The following is a 25,046-nucleotide window of genomic DNA, read 5'->3' as shown; positions in this document are numbered from 1 at the left end:
CTATCGGAATTCGCAAAAACGGAACGGTCCCCGCGAATAGTTCAGGATGGTTTTCGTATCGTCATAGGCAGTAGTTTAAGTCGGTAAATATCATGCGCATGTATCATTGTCGAATCGTGATGTCGATTTCCCGTTCGCCGGAGCGCGTATAGGAAATGGGAGCCAACAGTTTGAGATGGTTCAGAGCGCTTTCGAGTCCGGTTCTGAGTTCCAGTTTGCCGCTGATCGTAATCTCTTCCGTCAGGTGCGAATCGCAATTGATCCGAACTCCATAAAAATGCTGCAACTGCATAAATACCTGTTCCAGAGGCGCGCTTTTGAACTGGAGGAAGCCTTCGGTCCAGGAAACGAAATTATTGGTATCCACCAAGCGTATCTGCCGCTCCCCGGTGCGGGCGTCGTAGGTGAACATCTCCTCGGGTCGAATGCGGCTGCTCTCTCCCTGTTCGAGAGCGGTGACATCCACCGAACCCGACACCAGCACGACAGACTGTTTTTCATCGTAGGCATTGACGTTGAATCGGGTACCCAAAACCCGGACCTCCATGTGCGATGTTTCCACGATAAAGGGACGGTCGATGTCGCGCGCGACATCCAGATAGGCCTCGCCACAGAGTTTCACCCGGCGTTCGCCCTCGGCCTGCGCGCAAATTTCCAGTTCCGATCCGGAGTTGAGCCATACGACCGTACCGTCGGAAAGCACCGTTTTGGTTTGCTGACCGATCGGCGCGGAGAGCGATCGGAACTGCAAGTGCGGCGTCGGATCATCCCTGAAATTTTCCGGGAGATAAGAGATGCCCGCAACGAAAGCAATGACCGCCGCTGCTGCAAGCCACTTCCAGTAACGGCGGAGTCCTGTCCGGCGCTTCGACATTGCAATGTCATCATCCATGAGTAGTGTGGCATCGTAGATCCGCCGCAATGCATTGAATTCATCGCGCTGCGTATCATTCCCTTCAGCCCATTTCATCACTTGGATACGTTCCGCCAACGAGGCATCTCCCCGCAGGTATTTTCCGATCAGATTAAAATTCTTTTTCATAAAAATGAAATATGCGCATGTATATATTAGTTCCCCGAGAATTGGGAAACCCTAAACGAAAAATAATATTTTTCGGGCGATTGATGAAATAAAAAGATAGGCAACAGTTGCGGCAAATGCACCGCAGGCACGTTAACCCGCAGAAAACGTATGTATTGAAAGGCGGTTAGATCCCCAGAAAAAGATAGATGAGCGGCAGGTAGTCCTTTAGGTCGGTGCGAAGTTGTTTCAGCGCCTTGGTAACATGGTACTCCACGCTCTTTTCGCTGATGCCGAGTTCCTGGGCTATCTGCCGGTTAGACATTCCCTCGAACCGGCTGAGCATGAAAACCCGGCGGGTCTGCCTTCCCAGCACATCCAGTGATTTGTGCAAAATGGTTTGCACATCCTCGGCATAAAGCGCATGCGGGTCACATGCTTCGAGCGTATTGATCCGGAACTGTATTTCCCGGGAAGCATCCGATCCGATGCTTCCGTGTATCTGATATTTCAGGCTCTCGCGCCTCAAATAGTGAAGCGCTTTGTTGCGAATGACCGAAAACAAAAACGGAAGCACGAACTCGACCTGTTCACCGGCAGCCATCTTTTCCCACAGAACGGCCATGGCTTCAGCGGCCATACATTCAGCCTGGGCAGAATCATAAGTATAAGATTTCGCAAACAAGACACACCTTTGGTAATAACGGTTGAAATCGTCGCCCAGAAATCGTATGTCGGTTTGATTTGAACCCACGCGGCCTTTTTCTTTATAATACAAAGTTAGAGAAAATATTTCGACATTCGCAAATCCCGATTCAATTTGAGGCTTGATAAAAATGGCTATCAATTATATTATAAATAATTTGAAAATTCCACGTATGTCTTTGTGCTGTTTCCGAGACTACCTACTCCCCGTTTAGCACGTTATGCACCGCATTTGCCTTGCTTCCGTTTCCGTGGGCGAAGCTATGGCAGGAGGTCGGAAAACAACCAAGATCGGGGCCCTTCGGGTTCAGACAAAAAAATCAGCCGCAATGTATAAGTTGCGGCTGATTTTTTTGTCCTGAAATCTTGTTTGTATTTCGCCCCTCTGAAATATAGCCCACAGAAACGGAAGCAAGGCAAACGCGGCCCATACGGCATAAAAAAAAGGTCGTAGTTATGAAACAGCACAAAGACATACGGGAAATTTTGAAACGGAGCGGCACCGCTCCCACCGGCATCTGCGGGTTTTGGAGGTCTTCGGCGGGTTTCGCGGCTGTGCTTTTCGGCGCGTTTGCGGCGTTCAAATTTCTCGCGGGCGGTTATCTCGGTGCGGGCGGTTTTTGGGGTTTCTGCCTCTCGTTGTGGCTCTTGTTGCGGTGTCGGGACATCGTGTGTCTCGTCCTTTCCCCCGTGGTTGTCCTCGTGCGGTTTCTTCTGCGGCTGTTTTACTAACATTCAACACCTTACAACTATGGGAAAAGTCACATTGTTATTCGCAGGAAAGAATTACGACACCGACGTACAGAGCGTGCGGGAGAATCAGATCGTCATTTTCGACGGCCCTTACAACATGCGTCAGCGCATGGTCGTGGCCGGAATCGAACACACACAATCCGGTTACAATTACCGATTGATCGACCCCGAAACCGCCGAGGAGCACTCCGCGGATCTGATCCGCCCCTTGCGGGACGAATTCGGTATCGGGCACTATTACGACGACGAGCACCCCGAATTTATGGATGCCGCCGAAGTCGCGGCGCTCCGCACCCGTGCCGACGCCCTCAAAGCCGAACAGGAAACCGCCCGACGTGCGGCGGCGGAAGACGCGGAACGGTTACGCACCATCGGCGCGGAGCGTCTGCGGCAGATCGTTCCCGACGATGCCGTGGCCGTCATCATCGGCGAACAGCATGAAAGCGAATGCGACCCCTATACGGACTATTTCGGCTCGCGCATCGTGCGCACGGTGATTCTCGGCTTCTCGACCCACTCGCGCGATCTGTTCCCCGAAATGCGCAAGGCCGCGGTCCGGTTCGAGGGCACGGCACACTTGGCCGAGCGTAATGCCGAGTACGAACACCGTGAAAAGTACAGCATGGGGCACGGTTATTACCTCGGCACGCACCGTTATTCGGGCTGGCAGGTCAGCAAGGAATCGTGCCGCGACAAAGAGGGCATTATCAAGCGTTTCGCCGTCGTGGCCGGAAATTCCGACAATGTATGCATCGAGAACCCTGCACCCGTGCAGAACGCCGCCCCCGAAACCGTGGCCGACGCACGTGTCGAGATCGTGGAATACTCCGCGAAGTCGATCGCCGTATTCGGCGATACGAAACCCCTGCGCGACACGCTCCGCGATCTGAACGGGCTGTTTCGCGCCTACCTTACGCACGACGGCACCCGGTGCGCCGGGTGGATTTTCTCCAAACGCCGAGAACAAGAGGTGCGCAGCGCATTGGCCGCCTATCTCAAATAACATTCAACCCGGGGCGGGCATCCGCCCGCCCCACAACACCCGAAACCATGAACGAACAGATAACAGCTATCGCCGCGCTCCTGCTGGAGATCAACGGCAAAGAAAAATACACCGCCTTTTTCGATTTCAGCGGCCATGTACGCACTTTCAGCATCCGGATTTATTCCGGCAAGTGGTCGAAAGGGAAAGACCCTCTTTTCAACCTCTCGTTACAAAACAAGGACGGACAGCAATGGCGGAATTGGGACAACGCGCATGCCATGTCCGGCGATTCGATCCTCTCATTCTTAACGACTTTATTATGAAATCATACGAAGAAATCATACAGCGCACGGCGGATTTCGACTACATGATGCGCACCCGGTTGCCGGAAAAATACATGCCGGAGGTATTCGGCGTCACGGCCGAGGAAGACCCCGATCTGCGGCAACTCCTTCACAACGCATCGCGCAACGGCATAGGCATTACCTACCTGCTGTTCAAAATACCGTACGACCGCCACAAGCAACTGATTAAATACCTTTCAAAATAATCTTAAAACCATCATGCCATGAAAACGAACGAAAACAACACCACGACCGCAATCGCCGCTCAGAGCACGAAATCGACCGTTTTGCTCTCCATTGACAAAATCCGCCCCAACCCCAACAATCCGCGGCGGAGTTACGACGAAAATGCCCTCGCGGAACTGGCCGCGTCCATTGCCACACACGGCCTTATTCAGCCCATCCGGGTGCGAGCCGCAGAACAAGGCTGTTATATCATCGTCTGCGGCGAACGCCGCTACCGTGCCGTGCAACTGCTCGGCCAGACCGAAATCGAGGCCATCGTCGATGCCGCCCCCGCGGACGAACGGGCGATCTTCGACCTCGCGCTCTCGGAGAACATTCAGCGCGAGGAGATGCCGCCGCTCGACGAGGCCGAAGCCTACAAAGCCGCCATGCAGACCCTCGGCGGGGATGCCGCCGCCGTGGCCGCACGCTTCGGTAAGAGCGAGCAGTATATCTACTACCGGATGAAACTCAACGAACTGATCCCCGACGTAAAAAAACTCCTGCGCGAAAACTCCATTACGCTGGGCCTCGCCATGGAGCTGGCACGGTACGGGAAAGACCTGCAAAAGACGATCTGCAAAGACCGCCTCAAAGACGAGGAGGGGTGGCGGAAATACTCCGTAAAGGAATTCAAGCGGATGGTGGACGCCCATTATACGAACGATCTGGCCCGGTATCGCTTCGACCAGACGGCGTGCGCCGCATGCAAGCACAACACCAATCTATACGATATGTTCGCCACGGGAAGCGGACGGTGTACGAACCGGGAATGTCTCGAAGCCAAGAACCGCGAATTCATCGAGCGAAAAAGCGGAGAACTGCTCGCGCAAAACCCGAAATTCATCCTTTGCAAAGACCGTTACGGATGCAACGACCATGATAAGGCCGTAGAGCATATGACCGAAAACGGGGTCGAATGCAAGGCGTTCGAATACGGGCAGGTGCAGGAAATGCCCGCTATACCCGCGGAACCATGTCCGGCAGATTATGCCACCGATGCCGATTATACCGCGGCAATGCAGATCTATGAACAGCAGAAAAAGGCTGCCGAGGAAAAGACCGCCGACCTGCTGGCCAAGCACGACGCCGGGGCGATCCGTATCTTCGTCAAGACTTCGCGCGACGACGCCCGGCTGGTCTATGTGAACCAAGCCGCTAAAGGCAGGGAATCGACCGGGGAACTGATCGCCCGCCTTGAGGAGAAGAAAATCCGCAACACGGAACTCGCACACGAAAAAACCGTCGAAGCCGTCCGGCAGATCGTCCGCGACGAGGAGATCGCCCCGACGCCGTTTACCCAGCTGGAAGACAACATTCTCTATTACATCATGCTCGGAAGCCTGCGGCGCGAACACCTCGCCGCCGTGGGATTCCCCGAAGCGTATTATTTGACATCCGAACAGAAAATCGCTGTCGTCAATGCGCTGACCGACGAACAACGCGACCTCATCACCCGCGATTTTCTTGTAAAAAGCCTTACATCCGACATCGGTTTCGACAAAACGGGGAAGCAACTGCTGATGGAATTTGCAGCCTTGCACCACAAAGAGAAATGCGAGGTTGTGAAAGCGCAGTTCGACGAGGAATACACGAAACGCAACGACCGTCTCGACGAGCGTATTGCCGTGGCCGAAGCGCAGGAGAAAGCCAAGACCAAAGCCGCCAAGAAAGAGGGCAAAACGGGTAAGAGCACCAAGAAAACGACAAAGAAAGCCGCCTAAAGTCTGATCGGGGACGGCCCGCAGGCCGTCCCCATAAAACCGAATGAATCATGTTGAAAGAATTTATCGACGCTCTTCGCCGTCATGGAATCGCCGTTTTCGATCTGATCCAGGCAGGTGCGGGAAATCACATTTTTTTCGCACGCCGAAACGGCCATACTTGGGGGATCCGGATTTCCCGGGAGCGAGCGGCACGCCGCTATACCGTGCATATCTTCTCCGAAGAATCGGACATAAGGGGCACTTATTCCTGTCCGCCGGGATTGTTGCTGACAACTATCGAACTGCGATTCAACGATCTTGCGACACCATAAATAAGTCCCGGTTTCCGTCTGCGGCAGTCATGCCGCAGACGCGAACGGGCGGACGCCCGCGGCTCCCGCCATACCGCCACCCCGAATTGTGTCAAAACATCATCTGACGAACCTATGAAATCTTATATACGTATCGCTCCCGATGTGGAGTATTTCACCGATTACGACCGCTTCCGCGAGGAGCAAATCTGCTGCGCCGTCGCCGAAGACGGCACAAGCCTGTTCAGCCGCATCGAGAACCGCCGCTTCATGCACACGGTGCGGCACGATCTTTCCGAACGGGTTATCGAGCTGCTATGTCGGCAGATACACCGTGAGATATGCACATTGCACTATGGCGGACAAGTCGTGGAATGACCTGCCCGCCACACCGGAGAGTTGTAAGCCGCAAAACACTTCGCTTTGCGGCTTTTCTTATTTTATACGATAAAATTTCTACCTTTGTCACAGATATATAAAGTTGAACAAACAATATGACAAAAGTCGAAATCGTGAATCAGATTGCCCGTGAAACGGGTGTCGAGGCTACGACTGTATCAGCTGTCGTGGAGGGTTTCATGGAAGAGGTGCGCGCCGCCCAGATTCGTAAGGAGAACGTCTTCCTCCGCGGATTCGGCACCTTCCTCATCAAGCACCGCAAGGAGAAGACAGCGCGTAACATTTCAAAGAATACGACGCTCAAAATTCCTGCGCATGATATTCCGGCCTTTAAGCCGGCGCCAAATTTTGAAGAGGCTGTAAAATAATGATAAGCGCCCGTCCAAAAAACGGGTGCTTATCGTTGGATTCGTCCGAATCAATACTTGTGTTTCGGATACTCCGGAAAGAGGATCAACCAACATAGTCCGATGGCGACCAGTACCGACAATATTCCCATTGTCAGGCAAAGAGCCGTTAGAAAGTGTACGAGCATCGAATCTTATTTTTCCCGTTACAGCAGTTTTGCTTCTAACAACTCTTTGGCTGGTATTTCCACCGTCTGATGCCGGGCTCCGTTCTTCTCGATGATTTCCAGCAAAAGCACTTTGTCATCGGAGATCGTCAGTTTGGGCAGTGCGAATACCGTCCGCTGACGCTGGTGTCCCCTCACGACTGCCGGGTCGTTGCATACGCGCAGGATTTCGAGCGGCGTCTGTTGTTGTGCCGTGCGCTTGGTGAGTTTGCGATCCGCCACGATGAACCGCCGTGAATCCACCTCGAAGGAGATATTCGTGTCGTTATACATGCAAGTATGTATGTAAACGACATCATTGGAAACATAAATCCCCTGTACTTCGACTTCGATGCCGTACTTTTTCGTGCGAATGCCTTTCACATCCGTACGGTTCTGCCGGTATATGTCGCTCAACATGCGCTTTACGGTCGCGGGCTTCTCACGGCCTACCTCGCGCAGCAGCACCCGGCTTTTGGTTACTGGGGCCGGCGACAGCGGATCGCCCGCAGCAGTCGGTTCCTTTACACCTTTCGTCTGTGGTTCCTGCACTGTAAGATTGACGGTCGAGACAGCCGGATTCTCGGCATAGTGGACATCGAAAGTGAAAAATCCGCCGTCCTCGGTGATGACCGTCAGGTTTGTTTCGGCTATGAAATTCCGCACGGCGGCTTTCACCCGCACGACGTTCTCTGCCCCGTCGGCTTTGCCAGCGATGATGTCCATCGAGCCGATGTCGATATATGTAACAGGCGACGGGAACAGGATATGCACGGTTTTCGTAAATCCCGCTTCGATCCGCAGGGGGCTGATCTCCACCGGCGTTTCCGGTGCCGTCTGTGCCGTGACTTTAACCGCCGCGATTGCCGCGACGATCAGAATCAGATAAATAAGGTCTCTTTTCATAAACGTTCTATTCTTTTGAAATCAATAATAGCTGATGGTTGGCTTTGAGGGTTATCTTCACCTCGCGGAGCTTCCCGGCGACATACTGCGACGAAGCCTGTAATCCTCCGCGCGCCAGCTCGGACAACACCTGCTGCCCGGCCGAACGGGTGACATTTACACTTGTTCCGGCGGTCTGTCCGACGGATGCCAGCGCCTCTTTGAGGGCTGTCCGTTCGCGGGAGTTCGGGACGTTCAGCCCCGGCTGGCCGTCCATGTCGTAAGCCGCGGCTTCGACGGCGAAGATCCGCCCGCCGTATTCGACGGACGACACCACGACCTGCAGCCGCATTCCGGAGATCGTCGCAAGACCGTATAACGGAGTGTTGCGTGGGATCACCGTATCGTCGATGCGCACGGCTTCCAATAGCCGCAGCTGCACCGTGCTCCCGGCACGTATGATTTGCGTCTGAGCGACACAAGCCCTGACGCTTGGAATATCGGCATGCGCGACACCACCTGCCGCCGTGAGAAATCCGAGGTTGCGCTCAACGGTGAAATCCGCCCGCGTGTCGAGCGTCGAGGCTTCGACCTCACCTTCCCGAACGGGCCGCATGACGGACAGGCGCGAATCCCTTCGCTGCTTCGTCGGCCCGGTCTCTTCGTCTACGGCCGTTCCGCCTCCGAGATACTTCCGTGCGAGCCTGTACTGCTCCTCGGCCAGTTCCAGCGGATCGGGCTGCTGCCGCTCGGCGTCGAGCTGGGATTGCAGGGCCGCGATCTGCTCTTTCAGGGCCTCGACCTCGGTATTGTTGCAAGAAGGGGCCGGGGTGTAGAAAGCCGCCATTTCGCCCGATATCCTCCGGTAAGCAGCATCCGATTCGTCGATCGCCGTCGGTGCTGCCGGAGCCGTAGCGTCCGCCATTTCCCCGGTCACAGGCAAGCGGTCGTCCAGAACATCACCCAACGATTGTAGTTTCTCGCGCCGCTGCTGCTCGTACTGCTCCTGTTCGTAGACCTTACGCTTGTCCGTTTCCGCCGGCTTTACCGTCGCTTCCGGAATCGTAACATTGTATCCGCCCGTTCCCGCCTGCTGCGGAGCCGGTTTCGGGGCGAACAGGTGCCATAGGAAAATGCCGCACAGCAGCGTCATAACCGTCACGACGCCTGCGAACTTAAGTTGCCGGAGAAGCTGCGGCGTGAGAAATTGCGACAGTTTTTCAACCGCTCCGTTATCGCTCCTGCGTATCATCTTCATCTATATTTAGAGGTAACGGGCGCGTTTCCGGCAGTAGTGGCTGCCGGAGGTGTTCGACGGCGGGAATCGACGTCTCCCGACTCCGCATTCCACCGAACAGAATCATCAGGGCGACCGCCGCATAGACGAGCAACAGCACAGTAACCAGCCCGAGCCGCTGGCGCGGCGTAAGACGTTCCATGCGGGCCTTCAGCCACGCTTCGGCCCGCGTCTGCAAATCCTTAGCGCTCATAACTTCCGAGGTCTTTGTTTTCGAGAATACGCAGATCTTCGATCAGGAATCCCTGCGGGTTGTTGTCCGAGCGTACGGCATTCCGCAGACGGCATGTCGTGACGAGCGTCCGTTCCGTGACATTGCTTTCACGGACGATCTTCTGCCGTGCGAAGGTCTCGACAGCATAGGGATAGCAGTCGAAATCGCAGCGGATGCTGTCCACGACGACACTCTGCGATACGTTCGAGGCGATGATGCGGTTGAAATATCCCTTCTCTGCGAGGCTCTGGTAATAGGCGATGGCGCTTCCGTCCGCAAGGTACAGCGCCCTGCGGACATTGCCTTCGATGGCCTCGCGGTCGGGAGAGAGGGTGAAGAAGAGCTCGTGGAAGCGCCGCACGTGTTCGCGGGCTTCGACGGGACGGTTCTGGGCCATATCCTGCGACAGGGCCAATATCAGCGACTTACCCTGATCGAGTACGTAGATCTTCTGCCGCTGGGCTTCCGCGAAACGGTAGGATGTCCACACTGCTGCCACCGAGATCAGCGTGCAGGCTCCCAGAAAGAGTATGCTGAAGAGCCGCAGGTGGCGAAAGGACGATTCTATATTCTTCAATGTTTTGAATTCCATATTTTATTACGTTTTATCGTTTCTTCAAAGCCCCTTTTATACGGCCTCCGACATTTCCGACCGCCGCTCCGGCGACTCCGGCAGCGCCCATCGCCACGGCACGTCCTGCGCCTGCGACTTTATCGCCGTAACTTCCGGCGCCTCCGGCCTGAATGATCCACGACGCAACGGTCGGCACGCAGAAATATCCGATGATTCCGATAATCATAAAAATGCAATAGACCGTATTGCTTCCGTCGGGTATGAACGTCGGGTCTTGCAGTCGTTCGATGTCCTGCTGGAGCATTAGAATCTGGATGCGCGAAAGGATCGCACCGAACAGGTCGCTGACGGGCAGCCACAAATAGATGCAGATATAGCGTGCCAGCCAAGACGCCAGCGTATTGTGAAAGCCGTCGTACACGGAGAAGGCGAAGGCCACGGGCCCCAGTAACGCCAGGACGATCAGGAAAAACGTCCGCACGGTGTCGATGGTCAGCGATGCCGCCTGGAAGAGCGTTTCCAGAAACGCCCGGAATGCCTCACGGACTTTCTGACCGAATTGATACCCGGCTCGTTCGGCATACATCCCGGCAATCGTCATAAGGTCTTTGGGCTTCCAGCCCAATTCGTCAAGCCGTTTGTCGAACTCTTCGTTACTGATAAGATAGGCTTTCTCCGGATCGCGGAGCATCGCCTGACGCTGCAATTCATCCTTCTGTGTCTGGTATTTCTCCAGATCGAACGCCTGTCGATCGACCAAATGCGATGTGGCATTGCTGATAGGTGACAGCAGACCGTTCAAAGGCCCCAATACGAGGGTCGGGAAGGCCATGATGCACAGCCCCAGCACAAAGGGCCGCAGCAGCGGGAATACCTCGATCGGCTCCGCGGCGGCAAGGGATTTCCAGACCCGGTATGCGATGAAAAACAAGGCGCCCAATCCGGCGAGTCCTTTGGCAATGCCCATCATATCGCTGCACAACGGCAACATATCGGCGTACAACGAGCGGAGAATCTGATGCAGGTTCGTCCACTCTACGGCTAACGGCATCGTCATAGGTTACCAATATCTGTCGTTATGACCGCCGTACAAGGCCCGTACACGCTCCGAATCCCCGCGCTGACGGCTGCGCAGGAACGACACGGAGATATTCTTGCGCGTATAGTATTCCGTAAGATTGCGGTATTCGAGCATCTCGTAGTAGATCCTGTCGATAATATCCAGCCGCTCCTTGTCGGTCATCGAAAGCCCTGACGGAGTGATGATCTGCTTCAGGTCGTTCAGCAGGTCGGCACTCGCCGACAGCAGCTTCGTATAGCCTGCGGCCATTGCCGTGAGTTCCTCGGCCGAATAATTCGTATCGTTAAGCATCGACCGGAAGTTCGAGACGTATATGTCGGAGATGTCGCCCACGAGCAGCATCGTCTGCTGCGCGCGACGGGCGCTTTTGACGAGGTTATGCACCGACCGCAGCGCATCGTAATATTTCTTCGACTGCTCGTAAATCTTTACCGTCTGCTGAAAACTCTGAAGCAGCGTACTTCCGTTCCGGGACGCTTCGACGACCTGCCTGGTGGAATTCACGATGCCCTGCGCCAGATTCGAGGGGTCGCTCACGACCCACTGCGCCCGAAGCGGATGGCCTGCCAGCAGCATCGCTGCCAGCAGGCCGAAGCCTATTCGCCGTCCCATCGCACCGGAGCCTGAAGGATTACTTCCGTCCCTATACGCTGCGGCCGGTCGTCGCGGATGAAAAGCCCGAAACATCCGATATGCAGAATATCGTTGGTCGTGTGATGAACGACGCATCCGCCGGTTTGCCTGTACAAGACATGGAGCCACAGACTGTCATCGCGTTTGAGAATGACCATATCCCTTACGGGACGTTCGCCGCAGAAAAGCGTCGCGGCATATCCCGGAGCCGTTTTGCGGATCGTGATCCGCTCTCCGTATTCGTTCTTTCAGCAGCCGCAGATACGGTCGTCGGCAACCTCGGATTGCAACTCCCGGATGGTCTGTTTCAGCGACTCGATCTCTTCCTGCGCCTGGCGCAGCCGTTCGTCTCGCGCGGCGAGTTCTTTTTTGGATATGAACATGATTTTCGGTTTTTAGGTTAATGATCTTCATTGCGTTTTCGCTCGGCTAACTGGCGTATGGCCAGCCCGATATTGCCGCCGAGCTTCTCCGTGAGATGCTGGAGTTCCAATTTCTCGGTCTCTTCTGTCGTAAAGCAATAATACTCCTCGGCCGAAACTTCCGTGGCGTAGACTGCGGACTGCACGCCGCCCAATCCGATCCACACCTCCTTATAGCGACGTTTGGAATCGCTCGAAAGGTTGATGGAGAGAATCTGCGCACGCTCCTTATCCGTAAGTCCCAGCAACGCCTGTATCTGGTCGAATTTGTTGACATATTTGCGTTGGTCGAGGAGGATTTTGCAGTCGGCATTGTTGATGATGGACTCTTTGACGATCGGTGAGGAGATGATATCGTCCACCTCCTGTGTGACGCAGACGACTTCCCCGAAATACTTACGGACCGTTTTGTAAAGGTATTTCACGAAAGTTCCCATACCGGCTTTGGAAATTGCCCGCCAAGCCTCTTCCAGCAACAACATCTTACGGACGCCTTTCAGACGACGCATCTTGGAGATGAAACTCTCCATGATAATCAGCGTGATGACTGGATAGAGCACCTTGTTGTCGGCGATATTGTCCATCTCGAAAACGATAAAACGCTTTGACAGCAGGTCCAACTGTTTGTCGCTGTTGAGCAGGTAATCGTATTCCCCGCCTTTGTAAAAGGGTTCCAGAACGTTCAGCAGGTTCAACAGGTCGAAATCTTTTTCCCGAACGTGTTTCTGCTCCAAGACTTTCGGGTATTCGTCCCGCATGAACTCATAGAAGGTATTGAAAGAGGGTACGACACGCCGGTCATCCCGGAGACGGTTCAGGTAGAGGTTTACGGCATTCGAGAGCGCCACTTCTTCAGCACGGCTCGGGGCTTCGTCCTCGCGTTTCCACAATGTGAGAAGAAGAGTCTTGATGGACTCGCGCTTTTCGATGTCGAAGATATTGTCGTCGGTATAAAACGGATTGAACGCGATAGGTTCGTCTTCCCGGTAGGTCAGGTAGACGCCGTCCTCGCCGTGCGTACGGCTGTGAATCAACCGGCACAACCCCTGATACGAATTGCCCGTATCGACGATCAGCACGTGCGTGCCCTGTTCGTAGTATTGCCGGACCATGTGGTTCGTGAAGAAGCTCTTGCCGCTGCCCGAAGGCCCTAAGATGAATTTGTTGCGGTTCGTCGTAATGCCGCGCTTCATCGGCAGATCCGAAATATCCAGAAACACGGGTTTCCCGGTCAGACGATCGACCGTCTTGATCCCGAAAGGCGACGGGGAGTCCTGATAGCATGTCTCCTCCGTGAAGAAGCACAACGCCTGTTCGGGAAACGTATAGAAACTTTCTTCGGCGGGAAAATCCCCTTCGTTGCCGGGGATCGCCGCCCAGAAAAGCGTCGGAACATCCACAGTATTATGACGCGGCGTGCACCCCATAAGCGCCAGCTGCGCCCCGACATCGTTACGGATCTGCTTCAGCTCTTCGCTCCCTTCGCCCCATGCCATGACATTGAAATGGGCGCGTATCGAGGTCAGAGAGAAAGAGTGCGCCTCATTGAGGTAATCGTCGATCCATTCCTTGTTGATCTGGTTCGAACGGCTGTACTGCGCGAGCGACTGCATGTTGCGGGCCGTACGTTCGAACTGCCTGAGGTTCTCGTCGCTGTTATCCAAAAACAGATATTGATTGTAGATGTGATTGCATGAGAGCAGCAATCCTACGGGAGCGGCGAATGAAAGCCGACAATCGGAATGCTCCGTCGAGAGGCGTTCGTAGCGGTCATCCGTACGAACACTGCCGGGGAGGTCGTCCAGATCGGAAAGCGTATGCAGACACAACGCCTTGTCGCCGATCCACATCCGGTCGGGATCGAGACGCATGTCCTGCAACGGGGTCTTCCCGGACGGTGACAGCGTGAGATAACGTTCGAGGATTCCCGAAGATTCGGGAGTCCCGGCAATCTCGTCCGCTCCGAGACGCCGCAGCCGGATATGACCGCTCTCGCGGACGATGCTGGCGAACTGCTCCACAGCTTCCAGAAAGCGCGTCGTCGTATCTTTGTCCTGCAACTCTTTCGGGACGAGCGTACCCCGGCACAGCACACTGCAATCGCTCTGACGGCGGCTTTGCGCACGGGTTGTCTTCGTAATGAACAGGTAGCAGGTATGATGCAGAAAAGGTCGTTCGTTGAAATGCCGCTCGAACGACCGGCTCAAGAAACTCAAATCGTCTTTCCCGATGTCAGGACGATACTGTTCCTGAACGAAAATATCCTGCTTGTGCACCACGGTATAGTCCGGAAGCACCTTCACCGCTTTGAGCCATACGCCGTGCAGCGCTTCATATTCCTGCGAGGAGACGGTGAATAGCTCCGGAAGCGTAACCTCGAACGCCACCGTGATGTTGGCGTCTTTAGAGAGGATACAATCGTGTTCGACCTTTCAGATCGGAAATTTCCGTTCGAGGGTTTCGGTTTTCAGGGTGTTATTCATGGTCTTAATGTCGGTTTAGAATTCTTGCCACACTTTTTCGGGAGACGATACGTCGCGGATGCCGCCGTGCGGCGAGGAGCTTCATCAGTCCGTAAGCCCCGTACTTGCGGTTCAGACGGAAGGTCAGCGCCACGAGTGCGCCGCCCAGCCCCACGCCCGCGACAAGGCATGCCACCTGATCGACCCCGCCCATATAAAGTACGACTACGAGAATGAAAACGGCGAGCAGGCCGCCGGCGAAGAGGAAGAGGTACTGCGCCCGCAGCCCCTTGAACTCCACCTGGCGGCCCACGCCTTTATTGATCGGATATTCGACCATCGTCTAAAGGAAAAACGAACGCAGAATCGTGGCGGCGACGATCAGGAAGATACAGGCTCCGAACCAGCTCGCAGCGGTTTTCGACGTATCCGGATCGCCCGAACTGAACTTCTGATAGACCCGGACACCACCGATCAGACCGATGACGGCGCCGATGGCGTAGATCAGCTTGGTCGCCGGGTCGAAATACGACGTGACCATCTGCGTAGCCTCCTGAATGCCGGCCATGCCGTTGCCTTGCTGCGCTGCGGCGTGTTGCACCGTGGCGAGCAGTCATACGGCGATTCATGCCGAACTGAAAATGAGTTTTCTTTTCATGGATGATTGTGTTTTTTAATTCGACTTCAGATTTTCTCTCCGGGCGCTGGGCCCGTGATTCATGCGTGCTGCTCATCCTGCCGTCAGCCTGAATCGTAGTATCCGGGAGCTTTCATAGCTTCGCATTTTTTAAGTTGAACAATCTATTTCGGAGCGGCAGCCATACGCTGCGCCGCTTCCTTCTCGGCATCGTCCAGATAACGGGCGATGATCGGGCTGGCGCCGGAGATGGCGTCCATGAGTGTACGCTGCACTTCCGTATGGCGGATGTCACGCAGCACTCCGGCCAGGGTTTGCCGCTGCTCTTCAGGCACGGCCTGCCCCTTGCACAAGGCGAGGATGCAATCCAACTGCTGCGGAGAGAAACTCTGCGTCCCGGCAGGCGGGGCCGTCGTTTCGCATCCTATGTCCATCACCTCTTCGGTCGCAGCTTCGCGCGTCAGGGTGTTCTCTTCCTCCGCGGTGAGCGCCGTAGGTTCCTTATGTATCCACCCCTGAACGGTCGCTTGCACGGCGCGATGTTCCTTATCGCCGTCGCTTGCCGGTACAAATGTATGGTCGCTTTTGTCTGAATTGTTCCCCTTGCGCCGGGAGTGGCGTGACGCGGCGCGTGCTGGCGTCCGCTGACCGGCGCCGTAGTCCCGGGTGACGACCAGCGCATCGTCTTTAGGGGTAACGGCTGCCGTCCGACGCCTGCGGCGGCGCGGCGGGTCGAGACGATCGGCTTGCCGCCGATGCCAACGCGCCAGCGCCCGGCGCATCGCCCCGAAGCAAATCTCGCCCAACTCGCCCCGGAAGAGGAACTTATCCAGAAACAGGTAGCAGAACAGCACAAGGAACAGCACGACCAGAGCCTCCGTGATTTTCATAACGGGTGTCATTCTTACAGGATTTTATTGAGTCCTTTGGAGCAGAGCGACCGTATCTCCGTTCGGTGCCGCTCGAAGTGCTGTTCCAATACGTTGTCGATGAAGTTCCCGACCGTAAATCGCCGGTTGCCCGCAACGCCCACGAGAGTCGTGATCTTGCGGTGCAGCCGCCGGTCGATGTAAACGCATTGCCGGGCCTCGGAAGGAGTATTCTTCAGAAACCGCGACGCATAGTCTTCCGCATCCGAACGCCTGACGCGCGGCTCCGAAGCAGACGCTTCCGTCGGCTCCGGGGCTATGGCATCTGACGCCGAGGCAGCCGGTTCGGGGCCAGCCATCAGGCTGCGCAGGTACTCTTCGTCGATCTCCTGTTGGGCAGGAGCCTTCCTGCTACTCATGGCTCGGAAGTTTCAGCACGGCGCAGATCTCCGTCATCAGGCGGTCGAAACCGCACTCGGCGACGAAAGCCCGGTCGGACGGCAGTAGCGTACACCGGTACACCGGGCCGCCTGCTTCCTGAATATCCTTGTTGAAGTTGCTCCGCACGGGAATATGCGTGCGCAGATGCCGCAGCCCCAACTGATCGAGGACTTTCTCGTACTGCTCATAGAGCGGCGTCCGCTCGCGGCGATCCACCAAGTTCCAAAACAGGAACAGCTCCCGAAGATGCGCCCGTCCCGTCTTGATCAGACGGTCGTTGAGAACAGAGGCGAAATTGAGCGTGCTTTCCAATACGATGCGGTCGGCTTTCATCGGAATAAAAAGGTAGTCCAACTCGACGATCGTGGAGAGGACGCCTTCGTTGCCCACCGTTCCCGGAAGGTCGAACAGCACGACATCGTATCGTTCTTCGGCGACGGCGGCCCATTTCCGCCATTCCGACATTGCCTCGGAAGGTTTGCAGCAGAGAATACGATAAGGTTTCACCCCTTTGTTCTCGGCGAGTGAAACGAGGAGTTTGCCGTAGATCGCCGAAGATTGCACGACGGCCTTGTCGCGGTTCGAGAGTTTGAGGATGGAGTGCTGCGGGTAGTCGCAGTCCACCACCGCGACGCGGATACCGTGCAGGTAGTGCAGCCACGAGGCTGCCAGCACCGTGAGGGTCGATTTGCCGACGCCACCTTTCTGGGAGGCGAAAGCGATGCACAACGGATTCTGTTCCATACGAAAATAATTAAGCGATTAATATTTAATTCGTTCCGATACGCGGATACGTACTTGCGTATTCACGTATCTTCGGCGATTCATACGCCTTTGCGGATTCACATACTTTTGTCGGCAGATACGGATATAAGCTGTCACATACGAACTTCGGCATCTATGCAGACATCTACATCCGTATCCGCATAGCCGCGCAATGACGGATGTACGGGAGGAAGAGGCTACGCGGGCAGGTAGATTCGTAAGTACCGATCCGCACACAAAGAAAATGCGAAAACACCCTCGTTCGGCGGCTCCGAAAACGGGTGGCGCCCAAAGGCGCGTATCGGCGTCCGTTGGCAGGTATATATCTGATACAACATAAGATAAAACGCTCTACCTTTGTCTCCGAAAGGAGTAATCCCGCTGCGACGCCGAAGGCGCGCACCTTCATCCGGCCCCTGGCCGGATTTCTATATGCGCCCGCATATAGCAAGGGGTACTTTCAGCCGCTCGGAATATTCCGAGCCGCCGAAAGTGCCGCCGCGACCTGCGGCGCGGCGGACGGTTACTTCCGAGTCGTAACCTCAAAACATCGATGCCCTATGGATGCTGCCGATAAACCGACCTCCGTTGCGGGCCGCAAAGCCCTCGGCGACCCGCGCATACACCGCTATTACGTTCGCCTGACAAGCGAGCAAAACGAGCGTTTCCTGCGCATGTACGAACAGTCCGGAATGAAGAATAAAGCCGATTTCATCTGCCACCGCATCTTCGGATGACCCTTTACGGTCGTCGTTAGGGACAAGAACACCTATGATTTCTATGTCCGGCTGACGGGATTTTACGCCCAGTTCCGGGCTGTCGGGGTGAACTACAACCAGTGCGTCAAAGCCATACACACGACCTTCGGCGATAAGAAAGCGTTGGCCTATCTCTACCGTCTGACGCTCGAAACACAACGGTTGGAACAACTCGTGAAGGCGGTCGTCGAACTTACGAAGGAGTTGTTGCAATGGTGCCGAAAGTAAACTCCGGGGCCAATGTATACGGCGTACTCCAGTATAACCGCATCAAGGTCGAAGCCGGCGAAGGCCGGGTATTATACATGCAGGGAATACCCGAACGCAGCGACGGCAGATTCAGTATCGAGGAGTGTGCGGAAGCCTTCGGGTACTACACGGCGTTCAATCCCCGTGTCCGAAAACCGGTCGTGCATTTCTCGCTCAACCCCTCGCCCGAAGACCGGCTTTCGGAAGCGCAGCTCACGCGACTTGCCGCCGAGTTCATGGAACGTATGGGATATGGCCGCCAGCCCTACGTCGTCTTTCTGCACGAAGACATCGCACGGCGACACATGCACGTCGTCTCGGTGAGGGTGGACGAGCAGGGCCGGAAGATCGACCACAACAACGAACTGCGGCGCGCCATGGCGGTTTGCAGGGCGTTGGAACACGAGTACGGCCTGCATGTGCCCGAAGACGGCGGCGTGCAAACAGAACCGGAAGAATTGCGCCGGGTCGATTACCATCGGAGCGATCTGAAGCATCAGCTGCGCAACGTCGTGATGACGCTCAAACAGCAGTACGGATTCCAGTCCTTCGCGGAGTTCAATACGCTGCTCGAACGCTATGGCGTCGCAGCCGAAGAGATCCGAGGCGACGTACGAGGCAGACCGTATCGGGGGCTCGTTTACCACGTGCTCGATGACGACGGGCAGCGCACGGGAGCGGCGGTCAAAGCGTCCCGGCTGGGCGATTTCTTCGGATGGAAGGCGCTGGAAGAAAAATTCGACGCCTCGAAACAACGGCTTCGGCAACATCCCGAAACGCTCGACCGCACATGCCGCGAAATCGACCGTGCCCGGAGCGGAAGCCGCAACCGCAAGGAGTTCACAGCCGAACTTCGGGAAAACGGTATCGACGCAGTTTTCCGGGAGAACGATGCCGGGCGGATTTACGGAGTCACCTTCATCGACCGCACGACACATCAGGTGTTCAACGGCTCCCGGCTCGGAAAGGAGTATGCGGCCGACGCTTTCGAGGCGTGGTTCAACGGTCGGGAGCAAGAGTCGTCCACACCCATACAGGAAGAGTTACGGCCGTTGCTGCCCCTCGAACCGCCCCAGCCGGGACTATCTTCGGTCGAAGAGTTCGAGGAATATATCGAAACCCACTACGTTTCGATGCCCGACGTAATGGGCGAACTCATGGAATATACGCCTGAGAAGGAGTGGGAAACAGCTCCCGAATACCGGCTCTTCCCCCGCAGGAAGAAGCGGCGGCGGAAAATCCGGAAAAGAATTTAACAACCTCGATACATTACGATCATGCAAGAAGAAGACGATCTGCGCGGCTTGGCCAAAGTTGCGGATTTCATGCGGGCGATCAGTTTTCTGTTTCTCGCCATTCACATCTACTGGTTTTGTTACGAGTGGTTTGCGCAGGCGGGATGAACGCTCCCTGTCGTAGACCGCATCCTGCAAAATTTCCAGCGGACGGCTGCCTTGTTCTCATCGCCGCTCTGCACCAAGCTCTTCTGCACGGTATTTCTCGCATTGTCGTGCATGGGAAACCGTGGCGTGAAGGACGAGAAAATATCGTGGAAGCATATCACCGCGGCAGGCGGCATCGGCATACTGCTATTCTATGGCAACGGCTGGCTGCTCGGAATGAATGTCGCTACGACCCTGCGGGCGGCGCTTTATACGGCGACGCTGCTGGCGGGATTCCTCGGAATGCTGGCGGCCGGGCTATGGAGCAGCCGTCTGCTGAAAAACCGTATGACGGATGATCCGTTCAATGCCGAAAACGAGAGTTTCATGCAGGAGACACGCCTGCTGAAAAACGACGATTCGTTCAACTTCCCGACCGAGTTCGTCTTCCGGAAACGCAGGCACAGCGGATGGATCAACGTCGTGAATCCTTTCCGGGCGAGTATCGTTTTAGGAACGCCCGGCTCGGGAAAATCCTATGCCCTCATCAACAATTACATCAAGCAGGCCATCGAAAAGGGATATGCGCTCTACGTCTACGACTTCAAGTTCGACGACCTGTCGGTTATCGCTTACAACCATTTGCGCAAGAATCTCAAGGCTTACGGAGCGACGCCGCCGAAATTCTATGTCATAAATTTCGACGACCCGCGCCGTTCGCACCGATGCAATCCGCTCGCGCCGAATCTCATGTCCGACATCACCGACGCATACGAGGCCAGCTATGTCATCATGCTTAATCTCAACCGTTCGTGGATACAGAAGCAGGGAGATTTCTTCGTCGAATCGCCGATCGTGCTGCTCGCGGCGATCATCTGGTTCCTGAAGATTTACGACGGAGGAAAATACTGTACCTTTCCCCATGCCATCGAGCTGCTGAACAAACCCTACGAAGATCTGTTCACCGTATTGATGGCTCACGAGGAGTTAGAGAACTATCTTTCGCCCTTCGTGGATGCATGGAAAGGCGGAGCCGCAGAGCAGCTGATGGGGCAGATCGCCTCGGCGAAGATTCCCCTCTCGCGCATGATCTCACCGCAGCTCTACTGGGTCATGTCGGGAGACGATTTTACACTCGACATCAACAACCCCAAGGAACCGAAGATTCTTTGCGTGGGAAACAATCCCGACAGGCAGAACATATACGGTGCAGCGCTCGGATTGTATAATTCGCGCATCGTCAAACTGATAAACCGCAAGAAGCAACTCAAAAGCTGCGTGGTGATCGACGAGCTGCCGACGATCTATTTCCGGGGGCTGGATAACCTGATCGCAACGGCGCGTTCCAACAAGGTCGCCGTATGTCTGGGTTTTCAGGATTTCAGCCAGCTAAAGCGCGACTACGGAGACAAGGAAGCCGCCGTGATTCAGAATACCGTGGGCAATATCTTCAGCGGACAGGTCGTAGGAGAAACGGCCCGGACGCTCTCCGAACGATTCGGAAAGATCGTGCAGAAACGACAATCCGTAAGCATCAACCGCAGCGATACCTCGACGTCAATAAACACCCAGCTCGACAGTCTTATTCCTGCGTCGAAAATCTCGACGCTCTCGCAAGGCATATTCGTCGGAGCCGTGAGCGACAACTTCGGAGAGGAGATCGAGCAGAAAATTTTCCATGCCCGGATCGTCGTGGACAACGAGGCTGTGAAAAAAGAAATGGCGGAGTACAAACCCATACCTGAAATATCGTCGTTCCTCGACGCCGACGAACGGGACATCATGCAGGAGAAAATCAAGGAGAATTACCGCCGCATCAAGCAGGATGCGCTCGACATCATCGAAACTGAAATGAAGAGGATAGAGAAGGACGAAAAATTGGCGGAAAAGTTATTAGGGAAAGCCGAATAGATGGAGTTTGGGTAAAATTGCCATTTCACAATACGATTTTTTTACCATTTGCCAAACAATTCACTATCTTTGACATAATTGAAATTGTTTCCGTGAAATCGCGAGACTGTTATTAATTGAATTATGATTCCGCAAGAATTTAATTTGGATTTTGATGCTTTCATTCGTTCGTTTGTTCAGAACAGAGATACTTCTTTTGCATTTCTATTAGGGGCTGGGGCATCTATTACATCAGGAATTCCATCTGCCAATGATTGTATATGGGACTGGAAGAAGCAGATTTTTTGTTCTTCACAGAAATCCGTTCCAACATTCATTGATCCAAAATCCGATACGTGTAAGAATATAATTCAAAAATGGCTTGACAGTCAAGGCAAATTTCCTCCCCTTGGAGATTCTAATGAATATTCTTTTTATGCAGAAAAGGCCTTGCAGATTGAAGATGACAGAGTAAAATATTTTGAGCATTTAGCGCAAGGGAAACAACCTTATATCGGTTATAAGTTTTTGTGCCTCTTAAACAAATATGGTATTGTAAAATCTATATGGACAACCAATTTTGATGGTTTAGTCGAACGTGCAGCACATAATGCGTTCATTACACCTATCTGTATAAATTTAGATTGCGCAGATCGAATATATCGAACAGAAAGTTCTAATGAACTATTATGCATATCATTACATGGCGATTATAAATATAGCTCGTTAAAGAACACCTCTAAGGAATTGGATAGTCAGCATCCAACATTTGTAGCAGCATTAAAACGTTACTTCAATGATAAAAATCTTATAGTAATTGGGTATAGTGGCCGCGATAAATCTTTAATGTCTGCATTAACCGAAGCATTTTCTGAAAAAGGTTCTGGTCGTATATATTGGTGTGGCTATGGTAATGAGATTTCTTCTGATGTTTCTACCTTGTTAAAGACAGCACGGAATGCAAATAGAGAGGCATTTTATATTGATACCGATGGTTTTGATAAAACGATGTTATCTCTTGTATCAAATTGCTTTAGTTCTGATGTTGAGAAACAGGCAGAAATCAAGTCCATAATGGAAAGCATCCCTGAAGAGAATGATATATCTCCCTTTTCAATACATATAACGAGAACTAATAAATACCTAAAAAGCAACCTTTATCCTATAATTTTCCCCAAAGAACTATTCCAATTTGAGATTGAATATAAAGAAGGGGAAAAACCTTGGGCTTTTTTAAGAGAGACAATTAAAGACCAAAATATTATGGCTGTTCCATATAAGCAAAAAGTATATGCTTTGTCCACAGGATCTGCCATTAACAATATATTTGGTTCCAGACTAAAAGGCGATATTGAACGGATTCCTATTTCAATAGACGATATAGAGCAAAATAGCAGTTATAGAGAACTATTTTTAAGAGCAACGCTTCAAAGTATTGCGACAATTCGAGGTCTCAATGTCGATATTAGACATAATACCCTCTGGCTTCCTGCCATTTTTAGAAATGATAATGGCACATTGATCCATGAAGCAATAGAATGTTCACTCGTTTTTGTACCACAACAAAAATATGCTTTGCTTTCTATGCGACCTACTATATACATAGAAAACTCGCGCGCGGTTTCGAAAGAGAAAAAACAAGAATATGCGCGGATGTATCTGGATAAAATGTGGAACCAGGCATATAGCAATAAACTTATTCAATGGGAAAATATCGTATTTGGCAATGCGCGTCTTATTTTTGAGTTCCCTCAAAATTCTGGCAGTGGATTTAAGTTCCAAATAAGCAACAATAGCGGATTTTCCGAAATACAATATCAAGACAACACCGAACGAGGATATTTTTCAAGATCGTATGATAATAGAAGAACGATCTATCGAGGTCTTCAACTCAAAGAGCCTGAATTGGAGTTTGTAAACACATTTGCAGATAGACCTTTTTTAGATTCAAATCCTATGAGAGGATTGTCTAATCATAAGCCTTATGATTCTTGGCAAAAAGATGTTTTGCCTCAAAATGTTAGACTGGGTGTGATCTGCCCTCATACTCACACCGATAGATTCAACTCTTTTTTACAACGCTTAAACACAACCATACAGGCGAACGATAATTCGGATTACATTCAGCCTTATACAGGATTTCACAGTATATATAAAACATTACTGGAAATACCGGATAGCGATACGGATAAATGGATAAAAACAGAAGATACACCAAAAGATACGATAAACCTTGCACAATCAATATGTCGCCAAGCTGGTAGTTTAGCAGATAAATATCCAGGAATTGTAGTTGTAATTTACATACCTGCATCTTGGAGTATTCACAAACAATTCAAGCATGATGGTGAATCGTTTGATTTACACAATTATATAAAGGCTTATGCTGCTCAACACAGTTTTACGACTCAAATCATAGAAGAAAAGACTTTGAGTGACCCAATGGTGTGCGAGATCTGTTGGTGGTTATCGTTAGCTTTATTTGTCAAGGCAATGCGTATCCCTTGGGCATTAGCCAGTCTTGATCCTGATACGGCATACGCAGGTATAGGCTATAGCGTTAAAACGAATAGTAAAGGGGAAGTGGATATCGTTTTGGGTTGTAGTCACATATACAATGCTAAAGGTCAAGGGTTAAGGTATAAGCTATCAAAAGTTGAGCAACCTCAATTCGATGGGAAAAAGAATCCGTATTTAACCTATGAAGAAGCGTTCAAATTTGGTATAACCATACGCGAATTGTTTGTCAAATCTATGGATAAATTACCTCGTCGAGTTGTTATCCATAAACGGACACCATTCAAAAAAGAAGAGATTGAGGGTATTACTCACGCATTGACACAAGCTGGTATCAAGAATATTGATTTGATAACCATCAATTATGAATACAATGTTAAATTTATAGCCCAAAAAGTTTATTACGATAATATTTCTGATGATTCATATCCGGTATCGCGCGGAACCTGCATAAAATTGTCATCAAGAAGTGCTTTATTATGGACGCATGGTGTTGTACCATCAATTCGGGATAACCGTCGTTACTATCCCGGAGGTAGGTGCATTCCATCTCCTCTAAAAATTACCAAATATTATGGCAAGGGAGATCTCGCAACTATTGCCTCTGAAATTATTGGATTTACAAAGATGAATTGGAATTCATTTAATCTATATACAAAATTACCGGCAACCATTGATACCTCTAATACGTTAGCACAAGTAGGAAACTTATTGCATCAATACAATGGGGCGACTTATGATTATCGGTATTTTATTTAATGAATATTTATGGTATTAACGGAGGAGGCTTAAATATATATTATACATAGAGTAATCTAATGCTGAAAATAATATTTTGCATTCATTTTAGATATAGCTAATTCCTGCCAATCCGCGCCTCTTCCCGCCAGAAGGGGCGCATTTGGTATTATGAACTGGAAAAAGGTCTTATCTTGCCGGCGGATTTTCACCATTCATTCAATCTACTC

24 protein-coding genes and 3 pseudogenes are annotated in these 25,046 nt (G+C 52.6%); 13 read left to right on the top strand and 14 right to left on the bottom strand.

Going from position 1 to position 25,046, the window contains the following annotated elements; genetic code table 11:
* Positions 1-103: 103 nt before the first annotated feature.
* The gene (locus tag NQ519_RS12645) at positions 104-1,042 is read right to left on the bottom strand and encodes a FecR family protein (RefSeq protein ID WP_019150793.1); all 939 of its coding nucleotides are present in this window, start codon (positions 1,040-1,042) and stop codon (positions 104-106) included.
* A 166-nt stretch (positions 1,043-1,208) separates the two neighbouring features.
* A complete protein-coding gene (locus NQ519_RS12640) occupies positions 1,209-1,868 on the bottom strand; it encodes an RNA polymerase sigma-70 factor (protein WP_019150794.1) in 660 nt (219 codons plus the stop codon).
* Positions 1,869-2,182: 314 nt separating this feature from the next.
* Between NQ519_RS12640 and NQ519_RS12635 the strand changes: the two genes are divergently transcribed.
* The 8 genes from NQ519_RS12635 (at position 2,183) to NQ519_RS12600 (ending at position 6,817) form a co-directional block, all read left to right on the top strand.
* The gene (locus tag NQ519_RS12635; RefSeq protein WP_019150795.1) at positions 2,183-2,458 is read left to right on the top strand and encodes a hypothetical protein; all 276 of its coding nucleotides are present in this window, start codon (positions 2,183-2,185) and stop codon (positions 2,456-2,458) included.
* A 19-nt stretch (positions 2,459-2,477) separates the two neighbouring features.
* Positions 2,478-3,482: a hypothetical protein gene (locus tag NQ519_RS12630; RefSeq protein ID WP_019150796.1), complete on the top strand. Its 1,005-nt coding sequence runs from the start codon at positions 2,478-2,480 to the stop codon at positions 3,480-3,482.
* Positions 3,483-3,529: 47 nt separating this feature from the next.
* Positions 3,530-3,787 (top strand): hypothetical protein, encoded by a 258-nt coding sequence (locus NQ519_RS12625; protein WP_019150797.1) that lies wholly within the window; start codon positions 3,530-3,532, stop codon positions 3,785-3,787.
* Complete coding sequence (locus NQ519_RS12620; RefSeq protein ID WP_019150798.1) at positions 3,784-4,014, top strand: hypothetical protein; 231 nt, start codon at positions 3,784-3,786, stop codon at positions 4,012-4,014. The genes NQ519_RS12625 and NQ519_RS12620 overlap by 4 nt, the downstream gene beginning before the upstream one ends.
* 18 nt (positions 4,015-4,032) lie before the next feature.
* Positions 4,033-5,757: a ParB/RepB/Spo0J family partition protein gene (locus NQ519_RS12615; protein WP_019150799.1), complete on the top strand. Its 1,725-nt coding sequence runs from the start codon at positions 4,033-4,035 to the stop codon at positions 5,755-5,757.
* Positions 5,758-5,807: 50 nt separating this feature from the next.
* Positions 5,808-6,071 carry a hypothetical protein gene (locus NQ519_RS12610; RefSeq protein WP_147513181.1) on the top strand — a complete coding sequence of 88 codons (264 nt, stop codon included), beginning with the start codon at positions 5,808-5,810 and terminating at the stop codon, positions 6,069-6,071.
* A gap of 114 nt (positions 6,072-6,185) precedes the next feature.
* Complete coding sequence (locus tag NQ519_RS12605; RefSeq protein WP_019150800.1) at positions 6,186-6,428, top strand: hypothetical protein; 243 nt, start codon at positions 6,186-6,188, stop codon at positions 6,426-6,428.
* Positions 6,429-6,544: 116 nt separating this feature from the next.
* On the top strand, positions 6,545-6,817 hold the full coding sequence (locus NQ519_RS12600) for an HU family DNA-binding protein (RefSeq protein ID WP_019150801.1): 273 nt from the start codon (positions 6,545-6,547) through the stop codon (positions 6,815-6,817).
* Positions 6,818-7,002: 185 nt separating this feature from the next.
* On the opposite strand, the gene traN is transcribed toward NQ519_RS12600, so the two are convergent.
* The 6 genes from traN to NQ519_RS12570 are packed head-to-tail and all read right to left on the bottom strand — an operon-like array spanning position 7,003 to position 11,665.
* Complete coding sequence (gene traN / locus NQ519_RS12595; RefSeq protein ID WP_019150802.1) at positions 7,003-7,908, bottom strand: conjugative transposon protein TraN; 906 nt, start codon at positions 7,906-7,908, stop codon at positions 7,003-7,005.
* A gap of 7 nt (positions 7,909-7,915) precedes the next feature.
* Positions 7,916-9,145 (bottom strand): conjugative transposon protein TraM, encoded by a 1,230-nt coding sequence (gene traM / locus NQ519_RS12590; protein ID WP_019150803.1) that lies wholly within the window; start codon positions 9,143-9,145, stop codon positions 7,916-7,918.
* A complete protein-coding gene (locus tag NQ519_RS12585; RefSeq protein ID WP_019150804.1) occupies positions 9,120-9,377 on the bottom strand; it encodes a hypothetical protein in 258 nt (85 codons plus the stop codon). The genes traM and NQ519_RS12585 overlap by 26 nt, the downstream gene beginning before the upstream one ends.
* The gene (gene traK / locus NQ519_RS12580) at positions 9,367-9,990 is read right to left on the bottom strand and encodes a conjugative transposon protein TraK (protein WP_019150805.1); all 624 of its coding nucleotides are present in this window, start codon (positions 9,988-9,990) and stop codon (positions 9,367-9,369) included. Before traK ends, NQ519_RS12585 begins: the two co-directional genes overlap by 11 nt.
* Before the next feature lie 13 nt (positions 9,991-10,003).
* Entirely contained in the window at positions 10,004-11,023 is a 1,020-nt protein-coding gene (traJ, locus tag NQ519_RS12575; RefSeq protein ID WP_026076538.1) for a conjugative transposon protein TraJ, read from the bottom strand.
* Positions 11,024-11,032: 9 nt separating this feature from the next.
* Positions 11,033-11,665 carry a DUF4141 domain-containing protein gene (locus tag NQ519_RS12570; RefSeq protein WP_044118630.1) on the bottom strand — a complete coding sequence of 211 codons (633 nt, stop codon included), beginning with the start codon at positions 11,663-11,665 and terminating at the stop codon, positions 11,033-11,035.
* A gap of 80 nt (positions 11,666-11,745) precedes the next feature.
* Here NQ519_RS12570 and NQ519_RS12565 point away from each other — a divergent pair, with 80 nt between their 5' ends.
* On the top strand, positions 11,746-12,090 hold the full coding sequence (locus NQ519_RS12565) for a hypothetical protein (RefSeq protein ID WP_173390131.1): 345 nt from the start codon (positions 11,746-11,748) through the stop codon (positions 12,088-12,090).
* On the opposite strand, the pseudogene NQ519_RS12560 reads toward NQ519_RS12565, so the two are convergent.
* From NQ519_RS12560 to NQ519_RS12535, 6 genes and pseudogenes are all read right to left on the bottom strand, one after another.
* Positions 12,087-14,591: pseudogene (locus NQ519_RS12560) on the bottom strand (TraG family conjugative transposon ATPase). The gene NQ519_RS12565 and the pseudogene NQ519_RS12560 overlap by 4 nt on opposite strands.
* Before the next feature lie 4 nt (positions 14,592-14,595).
* The gene (locus NQ519_RS12555; protein ID WP_019150811.1) at positions 14,596-14,910 is read right to left on the bottom strand and encodes a DUF4133 domain-containing protein; all 315 of its coding nucleotides are present in this window, start codon (positions 14,908-14,910) and stop codon (positions 14,596-14,598) included.
* Positions 14,911-14,913: 3 nt separating this feature from the next.
* Positions 14,914-15,171: a DUF4134 domain-containing protein gene (locus tag NQ519_RS12550; RefSeq protein ID WP_019150812.1), complete on the bottom strand. Its 258-nt coding sequence runs from the start codon at positions 15,169-15,171 to the stop codon at positions 14,914-14,916.
* Between the two features lie 200 nt (positions 15,172-15,371).
* Positions 15,372-16,109, bottom strand: coding sequence for a hypothetical protein (locus NQ519_RS12545; protein ID WP_019150813.1), 738 nt, complete (start codon positions 16,107-16,109; stop codon positions 15,372-15,374).
* Positions 16,110-16,111: 2 nt separating this feature from the next.
* The gene (locus NQ519_RS12540; RefSeq protein WP_019150814.1) at positions 16,112-16,495 is read right to left on the bottom strand and encodes a DUF3408 domain-containing protein; all 384 of its coding nucleotides are present in this window, start codon (positions 16,493-16,495) and stop codon (positions 16,112-16,114) included.
* On the bottom strand, positions 16,488-17,261 hold the full coding sequence (locus tag NQ519_RS12535; protein WP_019150815.1) for a ParA family protein: 774 nt from the start codon (positions 17,259-17,261) through the stop codon (positions 16,488-16,490). The genes NQ519_RS12540 and NQ519_RS12535 overlap by 8 nt, the downstream gene beginning before the upstream one ends.
* A gap of 581 nt (positions 17,262-17,842) precedes the next feature.
* Between NQ519_RS12535 and mobA the strand changes: the two are divergent.
* The 4 genes and pseudogenes from mobA (at position 17,843) to NQ519_RS12515 (ending at position 24,837) form a co-directional block, all read left to right on the top strand.
* Positions 17,843-18,268: pseudogene (gene mobA, locus NQ519_RS12530) on the top strand (conjugal transfer protein MobA).
* Positions 18,253-19,545 carry a conjugal transfer protein MobB gene (mobB, locus tag NQ519_RS12525; protein WP_019150817.1) on the top strand — a complete coding sequence of 431 codons (1,293 nt, stop codon included), beginning with the start codon at positions 18,253-18,255 and terminating at the stop codon, positions 19,543-19,545. The pseudogene mobA and the gene mobB overlap by 16 nt, the downstream one beginning before the upstream one ends.
* 21 nt (positions 19,546-19,566) lie before the next feature.
* A pseudogene (gene mobC / locus NQ519_RS12520) lies at positions 19,567-21,582 on the top strand (conjugal transfer protein MobC).
* 123 nt (positions 21,583-21,705) lie between these two features.
* Complete coding sequence (locus NQ519_RS12515) at positions 21,706-24,837, top strand: SIR2 family protein (protein WP_227901103.1); 3,132 nt, start codon at positions 21,706-21,708, stop codon at positions 24,835-24,837.
* Positions 24,838-25,046: the final 209 nt, after the last annotated feature.

The sequence above is a fragment of the Alistipes senegalensis JC50 genome (assembly GCF_025145645.1).
Taxonomy (GTDB): domain Bacteria; phylum Bacteroidota; class Bacteroidia; order Bacteroidales; family Rikenellaceae; genus Alistipes; species Alistipes senegalensis.
The sequence above is the reverse complement of the archived record's forward strand: the minus strand, read 5'-3'. Positions and strand labels throughout refer to the sequence as shown.